The following is a 15,189-nucleotide window of genomic DNA, read 5'->3' as shown; positions in this document are numbered from 1 at the left end:
GAGTAAAAGTTAGCCGCGCAAGTTATTCAGCCAAGCGTTCGATGATCGGACAATCAGGCCGATCATCGCCATGACAGGCTTGGGCGAGCCCGGTAAGCGAGCGGCGCATGGCGTCCAAGACGCGGACCTTGCGGCCCAGTTCGGCAGCGCGGGCTTCCGCCAGCGTCTTCACTTCCGCGCTCGACCGATCGCGATCCGACCACAGCCCCAGCAGCGTGCGGATTTCCTCGATCGGGAACCCCAGGTCGCGCGCGTTGGCGATAAATCGCAGCCGATGAACGTCAGCGTCGGCGTAGTCCCGGTAGTTCCCGCGCCGTGGCGGCGCGGGCACCAAACCAATCTTTTCATAGTGGCGGATCATGCGTTGGGAGACGCCGCTGGCGTCCGACGCCGCTCCGATGTTCACAGCTTTACCGCGTTGAGCCGCAGTGCGTTCAGGACCACGGTGAAGGACGAGAGCGCCATCGCTGCACCGGCCAGCATCGGCGACAGCAGGATACCGGCAACCGGGTAAAGCACGCCGGCCGCAACCGGCACGCCGATTCCGTTGAACAAGAACGAGAAGAACAGGTTTTGGCGGATATTTCGCATTGTCGCGCGAGCGAGCTTGCGGGCGCGCACGATCGCCGAGAGATCGCCGCGCGTGAGCGTCATGCCGGCGCTTTCGATCGCCACGTCTGTTCCCGTTCCCATCGCCAAGCCGACATCCGCGGCGGCGAGCGCCGGGGCGTCGTTGATCCCATCGCCCGCCATTGCGACCCTTGCGCCGCTCGCTTTCAGCTCGCCGATGATACGCGCCTTGTCTTCCGGCAGCAGATCGGCGCGCACGTCATCAAGACCGCCCACGGCGCGCGCGACAGCATCGGCCGTCCCACGATTGTCGCCGGTGAGCATGACGACCCGCAGGCCCTCCTTGCGAAGCGCGGCAATAGCGTCGCGCGCCGATGCGCGCACCGGATCGGCGACTGCGAGCAGACCGGCGAGCGCCCCGTCGATCGCGACGAGGATGATGCCCGCGCCTTCGCCACGGTGACGATCGGCCGCGGCGTCGACCGGCTTGAGATCAGCGCCGATCCGGCTCATTTGCACCGCATTGCCAATCACGACCGAGCGGCCGCCCACCGTGGCGCTGACACCCAGCCCGGTTTGCGAGGCAAAGTCCGCGACTGTGCCGAGCTGCAATCCTCGTTCTTTGGCGGCAACGACGATTGCGTGCGCGAGCGGATGTTCGGATTGGCCTTCGACGGCCGCGGCAAGCGCGAGCATGTCGTTCTCTCCGACCGCGCTGACCGTCTCGACCGCGATCAGCTTGGGCTTGCCTTCCGTGAGCGTACCCGTCTTGTCGATGACAAGGGTATCGACCTTTTCCAGCCCCTGTAAGGCTTCCGCGTTCTTCACCAGCACGCCGGCCTGAGCGCCGCGTCCCGTGCCGACCATGATCGACATGGGCGTGGCGAGCCCGAGCGCGCACGGGCAGGCGATCACCAGCACTGCGATGGCGTTAAGCAGGGCATGGCCCATGCGCGGCTCAGGGCCGACCAGCGACCAAGTGATGAAGGTCGCAATCGAGATCAGCACGACGAGCGGCACGAACCATCCTGAAACCCGATCGGCGACCGCCTGTATCGGGGCGCGGCTTCGCTGCGCTTCCGCGACCATGCGGACGATACGCGCGAGCATCGTGTCCGAACCAACCGCGCGGGCTTCCATCACCAGGCTGCCCGTCCCGTTGACGGTGCCCCCGGTAACGATCGCCTCGACTTCCTTGAGGACCGGCGCGGGTTCGCCGGTGAGCATGGCTTCGTCGACCGACGAACGACCCTCGACCACGACGCCATCGACCGGGATGGCTTCACCGGGGCGGACCCGCAGCCGGTCACCGGTTGCCACGTCGGCAAGCCCGACTTCTTCTTCAGAACCGTCAGGCTGCAAGCGTCGCGCCGTCTTGGGGGCGAGATCCATGAGAGCGCGGATCGCGCGCCCTGTCGCCGCCCTAGCGCGCAGTTCGAGCACTTGCCCGAGCAGCACCAGTGTCACCACGACGCCGGCCGCCTCGTAATAGACGGGAACCATGCTCCCATGCGTGCGGAAGGTCGCTGGGAAGATGCCCGGCGCGAGCGTCGCGACCACGCTATAGAGGAAGGCGGCACCTACGCCGATCGCGATCAGTGTGAACATATTGAGATGGCGGGTACGAAGCGATGTCCACCCCCGCTCGAAAAACGGCCAGCCCGCCCACAGCACGATCGGCGCGGTGAGTGCGAGCTGGACCCAAGGCGAGGCCGCAGGGCTAACCACATGCAGGCCTAACATCTCCGCGAACATCGAGACGACGAGCAGCGGGATCGTGAGCGCGCCCGCCACCCACAGTCGGCGCGTGAAGTCGACCAGCTCAGGGTTGGGAGTATCGTCGAGCGACGGTTCTTCGGGTTCGAGCGCCATGCCGCAGATTGGGCAAGTTCCCGGCCCTTCCTGGCGAATTTGCGGGTGCATCGGGCACGTCCACATCGCCCCCGGCGTCGCCATCGGCTCCGGTTTCGGCTTATCGCTCAGATAGGCGTCAGGATTGGCGACAAACTTGCTCCGGCACCCTGCGCTACAGAAATGATAGGCATGACCAGCGTGCTCGGCATGGTGTGTCGTTTTTGCGGGATCGACCGTCATGCCGCACACCGCGTCGATCACTGCTGCTGCGGCATCGTTGTCCTTACTGCCCGAGCAGCAGCCGCCCGCTTCGGTGTGATGATGTTCGTGCTCGATCTTTGCGGGAGCGGCCGAGCCGCCCCCGCAACAGGATGAGGGCGTGGAGACCGATTCAGGCGCAGGCTTCGAACAGCCGCAACCCCCGGCTTGGGAATGGGAATGAGGGTCGTTCATGGCAAGACTCCTTCGACCCGAGAGCATGTAGGGTATGACACCGTGTTAGGGTCAAGGCCCTGTCGGCACCGCTGGCGTGTATGTTGAATCTACGCGCGGGAGCGGCGTTGCCCTCATATTGCGGGGGCCAGCTCTACACCCTCGACGCCATAAGGGCCGCAGCTTAGGTCTATTACTAGCTCGCCAAACGCGGGCCGGGGGCAATCGGGGACATATGGCAGCGCAGATCGACAGTCTTTCTACTGGCACCGACCATGACGGCCTGGTGCGCCGCTTAATTGCCCGCTGGCGTGACGATCCGGGGGCGACTTACCGAAGCTGGTTCCTGTGGGATGAGCGGCTGAAGAACTTCCGCTCGATCCGGCGCGGGATCACCCAGGTTGTGGGCGAGATCGAGCGGGGCACGTTCGGGGTCGCCTATCGTGGTTCTTCTCTTGAAACCGTCGTCCATTCTGTTGCCGAACAGCGGCAGATCTTCAAAGGTGCCGACCACGCTTTCCTGTGGAAGCCGAAGCTCCGCATCCCCGACATATACGAGAATCCCGACAATCAGCGGGCTTTCGGGCGGCTCCTCGACGCGTGCTCGTGTTGCGACACTGCCGAGGAGATCATCGGCCATATCCATGCGATCGATCGGTTGAAGATCAAGGGGCTTGGACCGGCGGTCGCGAACCTCCTCTACTTCCTTCATCCCACGCTGGTGCCGCCTTTCAACACCGCCATCGTGAACGGCTATAACGCGCTCACCGGCGCGAACGTGAAGTTGGGAAGCTGGGAGCACTTCCTGGCGATGCGAACAGGCATCCTCGACCTCAACGACCGGCACCGCGACCTCCTGTCCAATGACTTGGGCGCCATCGGGGGCTTGCTGTTCGACGTGGGCTCGAAGCGCTATCCGGCCCCGCCCCTGGACGGCGCCGAGATCGGCGATTGGAGCACGCGGCTCGAAGCAGCGCGCGAGGAAGCGCGCACACTTAGCAAGGCGGCCCAGCGCGATGGCGAGAACGAGCGCACCCATACCGAGATCCAGGCTTGGCTTCGCGATCTGGGGCTCGCGCTAGGCTACGATGTATGGATTGCGGCCAATGACCGCAGCCGGAGCTTTGCCGGAGCGCCCCTGGGACACGGGTGCCTCGAGCGATTGCCCGACACGATCGCGACCTCAAAAGGTGCGGACTCGATCCGGTTGATCGATGTGCTTTGGCTTGAACGGGGCGGCGATCACGTCGCGGCGGCGTTCGAGGTGGAGCATTCGACGTCCATCTACTCCGGCATCGTCAGGATGCTGGACTTGGCGTTGAGCGGTAGTGACCTTCACGCGACAGCAGGGCTGTTCCTTGTGGCGCCCGATGCGCGCGAAGCAGATGTGCGTGCGCAACTGCAGCGCCCCGCGTTCAGCCGCGTAGCCGACCTCGACATATCCTACCTGCCCTATGGCGAGCTGGAGAAGAACCGGGAGGCCATCGCGCGGTTCGGATCGGGACTGAAAGCGATCAAGGCCGTTTCCAGCAAGCTCGCCTAGCCCGCTCCGCGCAAGGGATGATCCGGAGAGCCGCGTATCCTCTAGCATGTAGAGGAGTGCTGCCGTGACGATGCCGCCCCCGAGCCCCTGGCTCGACTCAGTGCTGGTCGCGTGGTTCGTGCTGACGGCGCTCTCCGTTGCCTACGTTGCGTGGGATGCCTTCACGCGTAACCCCGAGCTGAAGGTGATGAAGTGGGGGTGGCTTCTGGTCACGCTCTACGGCGGCCCAATCATGGCCGCGGCCTATGTCCTGTCGTGCCAGGAGCCGCTCAACCAGCGGCATGAAGACTTCGTTCGCCCCTTGTGGAAGCAGGCGTTCGGCTCGTCGATCCATTGCTTGGCAGGGGACGCTACGGGCGTCATCGCCGCGGCTGCGATCACCACAGCGCTCGGCCTGCCGATGTGGCAGGATGTGATGGCGGAATATGTGTTCGGCTTCGCGTTCGGCCTGCTCATCTTCCAGGCGCTGTTCATGCGCGACATGGCGGGCGGCTCCTATTGGGGCGCGCTCCGCATGTCCTTCATCCCCGAGTGGCTTTCGATGAATGCCGTCATGGCAGGGATGATCCCGACGATGGTGATGCTGATGAGCCGCGACATGGCGGCGATGCACGCCAGCTCGCTTCGCTTCTGGGGCGTCATGTCGCTCGCGACGCTTGTAGGCTTTGCAATCGCCTACCCCGTCAATCTCTGGCTTGTCGGGGTCCGGTTGAAGCACGGAATGGGCACGGTGCGGGCACTCGGTCATGGCGGGCACGACATGGCGGCCGAGGGCGCCCTGACCGCGATGCCGGGCATGACACATGGGGTAGGACATAGCGGAGCCAAGACCGTGGAAAGCATGGCGATGGAGCCCGAAGTCACCGGCGCACAGATCGTGGCTATGACGGTGCTGACGTTGTTGATGCTGGCGGGCGGCATCATTCTCGCGACGCTGTTCGGCCGCTGGACGATGTAGTGCTGAGCTACGCTGCAGGAAGCCGGCGACAAGGGGTTTTCGCGCAGGGTGCGTACATAAGGGTGGGCGGGGGCTCAGACGGAGAAAGACCGATGCACCAGATCGACCCTGACATGAAGGCGTGCATGGACGCCTGCCACGAATGTCACGTGACTTGTCTCCATATGGCGATGAACCACTGCCTCGAGATGGGCGGACAGCACGCCGCGCCCGAGCACCTCAAGATCATGCTCGATTGCGCACAGATTTGCGCCGTCGCGATCGACTTTATGGCACGCAAGTCCACTCACCATCAGCATATTTGCCGTGAGTGCGCCGAGATCTGTCGGGCATGTGCAGCGAGCTGCGAAGGGCTCGATGGGATGGAGGAGTGCGTTGCGGCGTGCCGCAGGTGCGCCGACGCTTGCGACAGAATGGCAGCCTAGGCCGCGCGTGCGCGGGTGGTCCGACCGCCCGCGCATTGCGGGGTCTACTGCCCCATTCGCGCGATCACGGCGAACAGCTCGCCGGTGAACTTCGTCAGCAATTCTACTGCCGCGCTTCCGAATACAACTAGGCACACTCCCAACGCGATCAGCTTGGGGACGAAGCTCAATGTCTGTTCGCTGATCGAGGTCGCCGCCTGAATGATGCTGATGATCAGCCCTATGATCATCATCGGCACAAGCAGCACGACGCAGATCAGGCCTGTCACGGCCAGCATCCTGCCCGTTTCGTCGAGGAGGATCGATTGATCCATCAGGCGTGGGAGCCTGGCAAGCCGGGAAGCACGAGGGTGCCCCGGCTGTGCATCACATCGCCGATGCAGGAGGAGCGAGTGTTCCAAGCCAGGCGACCAGCGCGAGGATCGCGACAACACAGGCAGTCTCAATCCCGAGGCTCGCCCGAAGCCCGCCAAGGGCGCGCCTCTGATCGGCAACGGCGATTGCCCGCTCGAAAGCCGGCGTTAGCCGGAAGCGATTGAGGGAGGCGAGCCCCAGCATCGCGGCGAACAGCAGCAACTTGGCGAGCAGGAGCTGGCCGTAGAGCGTTGTGGCGAGGATGGTGAGATTGCCGACGCCGACCAGCATCCATCCGTTGACGAGACCGGTAAGAACGATCGTTCCCACCACGATCGTTCCGACCACGCCGAATCCGTGCAGTGCTCGATGGGTCAGCCCGAGGTGCGCCGCGTCGACGCGCGCCGCGGGCCGGGAAACGAGCAGGACCAGCCCAAGCAGCGCGCCAACCCACACACCCGAGGCAAGCAGATGAAGGATGTCGGCGATGAGATGAGCCCAGCCCATGGCAGCTTCATCCATCGCGCCATGCCCGGTCCATGCGAGCGTCGCGAGAGCGACCGCTGAACAAAGTGCGACGGCGCTTAGCCAGACGGTGCGGCCGGCCACGAACATTGCCGCGACGGTCGCCAGGACGAGCATGACCATGCGAAGCTTCCATGCCGCCCCAATGGCAGACCCCGTGAGCAGCGCGGTGACCGCTTCATGGTCAACCGGCCAGACAGGCGTCCCTGCCATCGACGAGGCCATCATCACAACCGAGGCGGCCGAGAACAGCAGGCCAAGGGCGCCGCTGGCAACAAGCCATGGGCGAAGCGCGAGCGCGCTGCCGCGCTCGCGCAGACGCAAGCCGTAGAGGCTGAATGCCGAGAGGCCAAACAGCGCCGCCAGCGTCAGATAAAGCGCGAAGCGGACGCCGATCAGCGACCAGTCACTCATCGTCTTACTTCACCGCGAAGGCGTAGGTCCCAGCGACCTTGTGCGTGTCGGTCGAGACGACATGCCAAGCGACATTGTAGCGGCCGGGATGGAGTGGCGCCTTCGGCGTGACGACGAGGGTTTTGCCATCCGAGGCAAGCGCCGCGGTGCTGGCGATCTTCATCTCCGGCATGCCGGGCATTGCGGCCATGATCAGATCGGCCTTGGAGAAGGCGGGAACAAGCTTCTCACTGAAATGAAGTTGGAGACGAGCGGGTTTCGCAACCGTCGCGTTCGCGGCCGGCGATGCTGAGACGAGCTTGGGATGCGCATTCGCCGTGCCGGCAACCATGACGAGAGCGGCAGCAGCAGTGAGAACAGATACGCGACGCATGTGGGGCCTTTCAACTGAGGGTTCCTGTCATTCATTACGCGTGCCGCTCGCGGACCCCTCACGGTCCGATTTGAGGGATAGGGGCATCGCCTGCGTAATCTATGCTAGAGGGGTGGAGTGAACGACATGGACCTCGACGCAGTATTGATGAGGCTGGCGCAGGCACCCACGCCTGCGAGCCTTGATGGGATTGAAGACCGCGTGCTCGCGCGCATCGCCGTACGCCCGGCTGCGCGCGCCGGGATGGGCATTGGCGCAATGGCGATCACGGCGGCGCTCGTGATGGGCATATTCGGCGCCGGCGTACCGGCGAAGGAGGCCAGTGCGGCGTCGCTATCCCCCCTAGGACCGGTATCGCCCCTTGCCCCTTCTACGCTGCTCGTTGGCGAGCCATGAGCGGGCGCACCCGCTTCCTGCTTGGGGTCCTCGCGTGCTTCATCGCGGCAATCATTGGCGTGTTCGTAGGGCGAGCGCTAATCCCGGCGCGTGCGCAGCCGGGATCGGAGCTGCACGACGTGCTGCATCACAAGCTGGCGCTGGATGCTAATCAGGAAGCGCGCCTGGCGGTTTTGGAGCAGCGTTTCGCCGTTCAACGGCGCGCATTCGAGTTGGAATTAAGGGCGGACAACGCCAGGCTTGCCGAAGCGATCGAAACCGAACACGGGAATGGACCGCGAGTTGCTGCGGCGGTCGACCGTAGCCACGCGGTCATGGGTGAGCTTCAGAAGGCGACGCTTGCGCACATTTTCGCGATGCGGCAGCTTCTGAGACCCAATCAGACTGCCCAGTTCGACCAGGCCGTGGTGAAGGCGCTCACCGACGATCAGCGCTGAGCCGCGCCGGATCGATGAGCCTCGACTGGACCACGCTATCGGACGCGGAGCTGGCGACACTCAGCATTGCGGGCAGGCAAGCCGCCTACGCCGAAATCATGCGCCGCCATCGGCAGTCGGTCTTCCGCGTCGTGCGCGCATGCGTCGGCGAGGCCGACGAGGCGCTGGATTTGCTGCAGGAGACGTTCGTCGCAGCTCATCACGCTCTATCCCGCTACGACGGCGATCGTTCGATGCGTGCCTGGCTGTCGGCGATCGCGATCAACAAATGTCGTGATTGGGGGCGCAAGAGGACCGTGCGGCGCTTCCTGACGTTCGCTACCCCGATCGGCCCAGAGGCCGAGGCGGTCGCGGATGATCAGGTGGGGATCGACGATGCTGCCAGCGATCGACAGGAGCTGGACCGAGTTACGCGCGCTATTTCCGCCTTGCCGGCGAACCTGAAGGAACCGCTGGTGCTTCGTACGATCGAAGGACTTAGCCAGGCCCAGACGGCAGATGTCCTAGGGATCAGCGAAAAGGCGGTAGAGACCCGCCTCTATCGGGCGCGGCGTACCCTGGCGGACAGGCTTGCCGCGAGCGGTCGTTCCGCCCCGGCATGAACAGACCGTTACGATCGACTTCAATGGCGGTTCAAGAGCGACGGCCCAAGTCTCTTCATCGTGAGGAGAGGTGTCATGAATTTGTTCAGCAAGGCTGCGCTGGGACTAGGACTAACCGTTGGCATTGCCGTTCCCGCAATGGCCTACGATCAAGATTGGCGGTATCAACGCGACTGGCGACACGCCGGGCAGCACCAGCAACTGCGCGACGAGCATCACGACGACCACGATGCCCTCCAGGATGAGCATGCCGAGGCGCACGCCTACGGGCTGACGCGCCGCGAACATCGTCAGCTTCATCGTGACCTACGCCATGAGCACCGCGACGAGCACCGCGATCTCAGGAGGGAGCACGGCTATGACCACGACCGGGATTATGCCGGCCGCTACGGCTACTAAGCCGCCCGAGCCTTTCGCTAGGCGATGACAGGGAGACGGTAGCGAGCACTGCCGCTCCTCGATCGAAAGTGATGAGGGGCGGCGCGCTGCGGCGCGTATCAAGGCTAGAGAGACATTCTCTTCGGGAGCCTTGAGGACTGCATGAGCCGCAATATCGATCGTCGCCAAGTGCTGCGCGGCGCCGCCCTGGTGGGCGGCGGCATGGCGCTAAGCGCCTATATGCCCGCTTGGGCTCAGCCCGTGTCGGGCGGGATCGTAAAACCTCTCCCGACCGTCAGCGGCACCGACATTGCGCTGACGATCGACAGTTTCAAACTTCCTGTCGACGGCAAATCGACGCCCGCCATTGGCGTCAACGGCACTGTGCCGGCCCCTCTCATCCGGTTGAAGGAGGGGCAGAAGGTTCGCCTTTCCGTTACCAACAATCTCGACGAGGACAGCTCCATTCACTGGCACGGGCTGCTCGTGCCGTTCCCGATGGACGGGGTTCCCGGCATCAGCTTCCCCGGCATCAAGGCGCGCTCGACCTTCGTTTACGAGTTCCCGATCGTCCAGTCGGGCACCTATTGGTATCACAGTCACTCGGGTGAGCAGGAGCAAGACGGCCTTTACGGCCCGATCGTGATCGACCCGGCAGGTGCCGATCCGATCGCGTTCGACCGCGAGCACGTGATCGTACTGTCCGACCACAGCCAGATGACCGGCGCGGAAATCTTTCGCAAGCTGAAGCAGATGGGCGGCGCTTATTTCAATTATCAGCGCCCGACGCTTGCCGGTCTGCTTGCAGGCCGGGAGATGAAGCTGAAGGATCGTATCGAGTGGGGTAAGATGCGGATGGACCCCGCCGACATCGCCGACGTGACCGGCTCGACCTACACCTTTCTGGTTAACGGCTATGGCCCGTATGACAATTGGACCGGGTTGTTCAAGGCGGGCGAGCGCGTTCGCTTGCGGATCATCAATGCTGCAGCCCAGACCAACTTCAACGTCCGGATTCCCGACCTGCCGATGACGGTCGTGCAGGCGGATGGGCAGAATGTGCGCCCGGTCAAGGTTGACGAGTTTCAGGTCGGGGTTGCCGAGACGTTTGACGTGATCGTGACCCCCGAGGACCGGGCCTACAGCTTTGTTTCCGAGGCGATCGACCGCTCGGGCATGGGCCGGGCGACGCTCGCTCCGCGCGAAGGGATGGTCGCTCCGGTTCCACCGCTTCGCCCGCGCAAGCTGCTGACCATGACCGATATGGGCATGGACATGAGCGGCATGGGGGGCATGCAGGGCATGTCCGGCATGTCGGACGAGAGCCCGGTCAAGGAGCGCGGGCTGGATCCCACTTTGGTGCAGAATGCCTCGCGCAATTTGTGGAAGCTCACTGGCTGGAAGGCACCGACCGATCACGGAACTGTCGCGGTAGGGGCAGCGGCGGCAGGCATGGCCGGCATGGACCATAGTCAGATGGGCATGTCCGGCATGGCTGGCATGGATCACGGGCAGATGGGCATGTCCGGCATGGCCGGAATGGATCACAGCCAGATGGCGGCAGGCGGTGCCTCTATGGCCGGCATGGACCACGGCGCCATGCAGGGCGGCTCTGGCCAAGCCGGCGGCATGGCTGGCATGGATCATGGCTCAGGCGGCAGCATGAGCATGGACATGCGTGACCCGAAGAATGCCCCGGGGGTCAAGATGGGACCGGGCGTCCAGACCATCTCTCCCATGCCCAAGGATCGCAGCGGCGAACCGCCTCAGGGTTTGGAAGACCTGGATCATCGTGTCCTCACCTACCGCGACCTTATGGCACTGCAGCCCAACCCGGACGTGCGTGCCCCAACGCGTCAATTGGAGATACACCTGACCGGCAACATGGAACGCTACATGTGGGGGTTTGACGGCCAGAAGCTCAGCGATCCGGCCGATCCCATTCCGTTTCGCAACGGCGAGCGTGTGCGGGTCACGTTGGTGAACGACACGATGATGCCGCACCCGATCCATCTCCACGGCCACTTCTTCGAGCTGGTGACGGGCCACGGCGACCACGCACCGCGCAAGCACACCGTCAACGTGCCGCCCGGAGGCAAGATGACCTTTGACCTCACCGCCGACGCACCGGGGGATTGGGCGTTCCACTGCCACAATCTCTATCACATGACCGCGGGCATGATGCGTGTTGTGACCGTTCGGCCGCTTGAAGGAGCGGCCGCATGAATCGGCTGATTTCGGCGCTCGCCGCCACGTCCGTGCTTGGCATCGCCGCTCCCGCCGCGGCTCAGTCGATGCAAGGTATGAACATGCCGGGCATGACGATGCCTATGCCGGCCAAGAAGAAACCGGCGGCAAAGGCCGCGACGAAGGGCAAGGCTAAGGTCGCGACCAGACGGAAGACGGCGCCCGGAAAGCGGACCGCTGCTCCGATGGCAGGTATGAAGGGCATGGATCACGGAGCCATGTCGGGCATGGATCATTCGACCATGCCCGGCATGGGCCAAGCTGCCCCGCAAGGCTCTCAGCATGACATGCAATCGATGCCGGGGATGCAGATGCCCGGAAGCGATAAGACGCCTTCCCAGGGCGCGCAGCAGCCGATGCAAGGCATGGATCATTCCACGATGCCGGGCATGACGATGCCGGCTGACCAGGGCAGCGGCCAGATGCAGGGAATGCCCGGGATGCCGGGTATGGCGATGGAGGGTATGCAGCAGACAGGCACTGCGCTCCCCGCGGGAAATGCACCGCCTCCCCCGCTCCCGACGGACCATGCCGCTGACAATGTGTATGGCTCCGACGCGATGGCGATGGGCCGTCATCATCTTCAGCAGCATCACGGCGGCCAAAACTTCAACCAGGTGCTGTTGAACCTTGCAGAGTACCAGTTCCGCAACGGCCGCGATGGCTATCGTTGGGATGGAGAAGCGTGGTTCGGTGGGGACATCAACCGCCTGTTCGTCAAGTCCGAGGGCGAAGGTGCCTTTCGCGAGGGCATCGAAAGTGCAGAGGTACAAGCGCTCTATAGCCGGGCGATCGGCCCTTATTTCAACTTACAGGCAGGTGTCCGGCAGGATTTAGGACCATCGCCGAAGCGCACTTACGCCACTGTCGGAGTGGAGGGGCTGGCACCCGGGTTTTTTGAACTCGAAGGGGCGCTGTTCCTGTCCAACAAGGGCGACGTGCTAGGCCGGCTAGAGGGATATTACGATCAACGCGTTACCCAGCGATTGGTCCTGCAACCGCGTGCCGAGCTGAACTTCGCCGCTCAGGATGTGCCAGAGAATCGTATCGGATCAGGCCTCAGCAATGCCGAATTGGGATTGCGGCTTCGCTACGAGATCAGACGTGAGTTCGCGCCCTATATCGGCGTGTCGTGGGATCGTCGGTTTGGCGACACCGCCCGCTATGCTCGGGCGGAGGGCGACAAGGCCACGTCCAAAAGCATCGTTGCCGGCGTCCGCATGTGGTTCTGAGGTCGCTCTTACGCTGCAAGATTAGCCTCTAGCTAACCGATAAAAGGGGAAAGGCATGGAAAGGGAGAGGTCTGGCATGCTGCGACGGCACCTGCCGAGCTTGTCCTTTGTCGCCGTGCTGACAACGCTGGTAGCCATAGGCGCGGCAGTGTTCATCTACCTCGGCGTCTATGATGTTGCGGCGGATCAGCCGCACACGCGACCGGTCTTTGCACTGCTCGAGACGCTGCGGGATCGCTCGATCACTGTGCGTGCGCGTGGCATCAAGCCCCCACCCGATCTTGACGCCCCCGAGCGCGTCCGGATCGGCGCCGGACTTTACGGTGAGATGTGCTCTGGCTGTCACCTCGGTCCAGGCGTTGAGCAAAGCGAGATGAGCCAGGGTCTTTACCCGCGCGCGCCCGAGCTGGCCAAAGCCGAGCATACGCACGATCCGGCGGAGGCCTTTTGGACGATCAAGCACGGGGTAAAGCTCAGCGCTATGCCCGCTTGGGGCAAAACCCATTCTGATCCGCTGATCTGGGACATGGTAGCGTTCGTGCGCAAGCTCCCGGGGATGACGCCTGAACAGTACAAGTCGCTGGTCGCGAGCGCACCTGCCGACCACGACGAGATGATGAAGGATATGCCGGGCATGAAATGAGCCCGGCACGGATGGAGAGCCGACCCTGAGAAGCACCAAACTTCGGCTGCACCTTCTTGCGAGCCGCACTCACAAGTGGCTCGCGATCATCGTCGGTGCGCAGCTCCTCTTATGGTTCATGAGTGGCGCGTTGATGAGCTTCTTGCCCATCGATCGTGTGCATGGAGATCACCTGGTGGACCGCAAGGCCGTCGCGTCCCTGCCTGGCGGCGTCGTGCTCGCGTCGCCCTCAGCGATCATCGCGGCGAGTGGAACGCCGATCAACTCCGTGACCTACCGCATGTGGCTTGGCCGCCCAGTGGCCGAGGTGGCGACGGCTGAAGGGGCGCGGCTATTCGATGCGAGGACGGGGATACTGTTACCCGCCCCGACCGCAGCCCAGGTCCAGGCTGTCGCAAGGACAGCTTGGCGCGGCGAAGGCAGACCGAGGGCGACGGTGGAGCTGATCAAGCGCGCCAGCGCCGAGTATCGCGGCCCGCTTCCCGCCTGGCGGGTGACGTTCACGGATCCGGATTCCACCCGTGTCTTCGTCACGGCCGACACTGGCCGGATTGTGGCGGTGAGGACCGGCACGTGGCGGCTCTACGACTTCTTCTGGGGCCTCCATATCATGGATTGGAAGAACCACGAGGACTTCAACACGCCGTGGCTCCTAGGGTTCGCGCTCGGTGGCCTCGCCCTTTGGCTTGGCGGCGCCGTGCTTCTCTACATGCGTTGGCCGAAGCGGTCGCGTCGTAACGCCGGGGGGCAAACCCGTCTTCAGCAAGGGAATGCGTGATGGATCACAACGACGATAAAATGAACATGGGCATGGGCTATGGCCGGTTCGCAGCGATGATCGCGACCTCCACGGTCGTGATGTTCGGCCTCATGTACGTCAACGTCTATGCGCTCGGTCACATCGAATTTAGCCAAACGCGGTTCTGGATGGCGTTCGTCATGGGCTCGACGATGGCGCTCATCATGGTCGGCTTCATGTGGTCGATGTACAGAAACAAGCGAACCAACGCCTTCATCCTGGGTGGAAGCATCGTGGTGTTCGCCGCAGCGCTCTGGCTGGTCCGCAGCCAGGAAACGGTTGACGACGTTTCTTACATGAAGGCGATGATCCCGCACCATTCGATCGCGATCCTGACCAGCGAGCGGGCACACATCAAGGACCCCGAGGTCCGCAAACTTGCTGATGGCATCATCGACGCTCAGGTGCGCGAGATCACGCAGATGAAGCGAATGATCGCCAAACTCGAGGCGCAACCAACGCCTGACGGTGCGCCGGACCTGCCGTCCTATCGCGACAAGGGCGTTGCTCCTCCGCCACCTGAAACGGACGAAAGCACCGGCATCAATAGCCTTCAGCCGATGCGCTGAACGGGTCCGCTCCGGGGCAACCAACGCTGTCGCGTGAGGCTGGGGCGGCGGCCGTCCGGGATAGGACGGGCGCCGCTCTCCGCTGGCAAGCGGCCAGGGTTGATGGGCGTGCGCCCTCCCCTTTCCCGTGAATTTTGCATGGCCGATGAGGGTTGGACCCTCGGGCCGCGTATAAGGTTTTGAGCGCGAACGTGAGGGATAGGGACCTTCTCGCGCGCTAGATGGAAGAGATTACGACCCGCCGTAAAGACTAGGCGGGCGGGCGTGACCACTTGTATTCAGCCGCCGCGAAGGACCTCTGCTAAGGCTTGAAACTTATATTGGTATAGTCTGCGATGCCTGCTGTCTGGCAGCGCTCGGAGGAACTGTAAGACCTTCGGGGTATTCTGTGAATCGCGCTTCTTTGAAAGATGTGGGCGCACCAATACGGGAGACAGA

General features: G+C 63.6%; 16 protein-coding genes. 11 read left to right on the top strand and 5 right to left on the bottom strand.

Annotation, left to right across the window (positions count from 1 at the left end):
- Positions 1 to 22 precede the first annotated feature (22 nt).
- Together cueR and ACP690_RS14170 are read right to left on the bottom strand one after the other, a co-directional pair.
- Complete coding sequence (gene cueR, locus ACP690_RS14175; protein ID WP_017980795.1) at positions 23 to 406, bottom strand: Cu(I)-responsive transcriptional regulator; 384 nt, start codon at positions 404 to 406, stop codon at positions 23 to 25.
- Positions 403 to 2,760, bottom strand: coding sequence for a heavy metal translocating P-type ATPase (locus tag ACP690_RS14170; protein WP_371262954.1), 2,358 nt, complete (start codon positions 2,758 to 2,760; stop codon positions 403 to 405). Before ACP690_RS14170 ends, cueR begins: the two co-directional genes overlap by 4 nt.
- 331 nt (positions 2,761 to 3,091) lie before the next feature.
- Here ACP690_RS14170 and ACP690_RS14165 point away from each other — a divergent pair, with 331 nt between their 5' ends.
- Positions 3,092 to 4,399, top strand: a complete 1,308-nt coding sequence (locus tag ACP690_RS14165; protein ID WP_114688992.1) for a type II restriction endonuclease — start codon at positions 3,092 to 3,094, stop codon at positions 4,397 to 4,399.
- Positions 4,400 to 4,469: 70 nt separating this feature from the next.
- The gene (locus ACP690_RS14160) at positions 4,470 to 5,357 is read left to right on the top strand and encodes a DUF4396 domain-containing protein (protein WP_239017982.1); all 888 of its coding nucleotides are present in this window, start codon (positions 4,470 to 4,472) and stop codon (positions 5,355 to 5,357) included.
- 469 nt (positions 5,358 to 5,826) lie between these two features.
- On the opposite strand, the gene ACP690_RS14155 is transcribed toward ACP690_RS14160, so the two are convergent.
- From ACP690_RS14155 to copC, 3 genes are read right to left on the bottom strand one after another with little or no spacing between them, the layout of a single operon-like run.
- A complete protein-coding gene (locus tag ACP690_RS14155; protein ID WP_114688990.1) occupies positions 5,827 to 6,096 on the bottom strand; it encodes a flagellar biosynthetic protein FliQ in 270 nt (89 codons plus the stop codon).
- A 52-nt stretch (positions 6,097 to 6,148) separates the two neighbouring features.
- The gene (copD, locus tag ACP690_RS14150; protein ID WP_114688989.1) at positions 6,149 to 7,075 is read right to left on the bottom strand and encodes a copper homeostasis membrane protein CopD; all 927 of its coding nucleotides are present in this window, start codon (positions 7,073 to 7,075) and stop codon (positions 6,149 to 6,151) included.
- Between the two features lie 4 nt (positions 7,076 to 7,079).
- Positions 7,080 to 7,448 carry a copper homeostasis periplasmic binding protein CopC gene (gene copC, locus ACP690_RS14145; protein WP_114688988.1) on the bottom strand — a complete coding sequence of 123 codons (369 nt, stop codon included), beginning with the start codon at positions 7,446 to 7,448 and terminating at the stop codon, positions 7,080 to 7,082.
- A 126-nt stretch (positions 7,449 to 7,574) separates the two neighbouring features.
- Between copC and ACP690_RS14140 the strand changes: the two genes are divergently transcribed.
- The 9 genes from ACP690_RS14140 to ACP690_RS14100 all read left to right on the top strand — a co-directional run bounded on the left by ACP690_RS14140 (position 7,575) and on the right by ACP690_RS14100 (position 14,751).
- Positions 7,575 to 7,844, top strand: coding sequence for a hypothetical protein (locus ACP690_RS14140; RefSeq protein ID WP_114689003.1), 270 nt, complete (start codon positions 7,575 to 7,577; stop codon positions 7,842 to 7,844).
- Positions 7,841 to 8,281: a periplasmic heavy metal sensor gene (locus tag ACP690_RS14135; protein ID WP_114688987.1), complete on the top strand. Its 441-nt coding sequence runs from the start codon at positions 7,841 to 7,843 to the stop codon at positions 8,279 to 8,281. The genes ACP690_RS14140 and ACP690_RS14135 overlap by 4 nt, the downstream gene beginning before the upstream one ends.
- A 14-nt stretch (positions 8,282 to 8,295) precedes the next feature.
- On the top strand, positions 8,296 to 8,883 hold the full coding sequence (locus tag ACP690_RS14130) for an RNA polymerase sigma factor (protein WP_114688986.1): 588 nt from the start codon (positions 8,296 to 8,298) through the stop codon (positions 8,881 to 8,883).
- Between the two features lie 75 nt (positions 8,884 to 8,958).
- Positions 8,959 to 9,282, top strand: a complete 324-nt coding sequence (locus ACP690_RS14125) for a hypothetical protein (protein ID WP_147276298.1) — start codon at positions 8,959 to 8,961, stop codon at positions 9,280 to 9,282.
- Between the two features lie 141 nt (positions 9,283 to 9,423).
- A complete protein-coding gene (locus ACP690_RS14120) occupies positions 9,424 to 11,487 on the top strand; it encodes a copper resistance system multicopper oxidase (protein ID WP_114688984.1) in 2,064 nt (687 codons plus the stop codon).
- Positions 11,484 to 12,740: a copper resistance protein B gene (locus ACP690_RS14115; protein WP_114688983.1), complete on the top strand. Its 1,257-nt coding sequence runs from the start codon at positions 11,484 to 11,486 to the stop codon at positions 12,738 to 12,740. Before ACP690_RS14120 ends, ACP690_RS14115 begins: the two co-directional genes overlap by 4 nt.
- A gap of 76 nt (positions 12,741 to 12,816) precedes the next feature.
- On the top strand, positions 12,817 to 13,383 hold the full coding sequence (locus ACP690_RS14110) for a c-type cytochrome (RefSeq protein WP_239017979.1): 567 nt from the start codon (positions 12,817 to 12,819) through the stop codon (positions 13,381 to 13,383).
- A gap of 25 nt (positions 13,384 to 13,408) precedes the next feature.
- Positions 13,409 to 14,161, top strand: a complete 753-nt coding sequence (locus ACP690_RS14105; RefSeq protein WP_114688981.1) for a PepSY domain-containing protein — start codon at positions 13,409 to 13,411, stop codon at positions 14,159 to 14,161.
- Entirely contained in the window at positions 14,161 to 14,751 is a 591-nt protein-coding gene (locus tag ACP690_RS14100) for a DUF305 domain-containing protein (protein ID WP_426261592.1), read from the top strand. The genes ACP690_RS14105 and ACP690_RS14100 overlap by 1 nt, the downstream gene beginning before the upstream one ends.
- Positions 14,752 to 15,189 lie beyond the last annotated feature (438 nt).

Source organism: Sphingomonas sp. DC4900 (genome assembly GCF_049896485.1).
Classification (GTDB): Bacteria; Pseudomonadota; Alphaproteobacteria; order Sphingomonadales; family Sphingomonadaceae; genus Sphingomonas; species Sphingomonas aquatilis.
The sequence above is the reverse complement of the archived record's forward strand: the minus strand, read 5'-3'. Positions and strand labels throughout refer to the sequence as shown.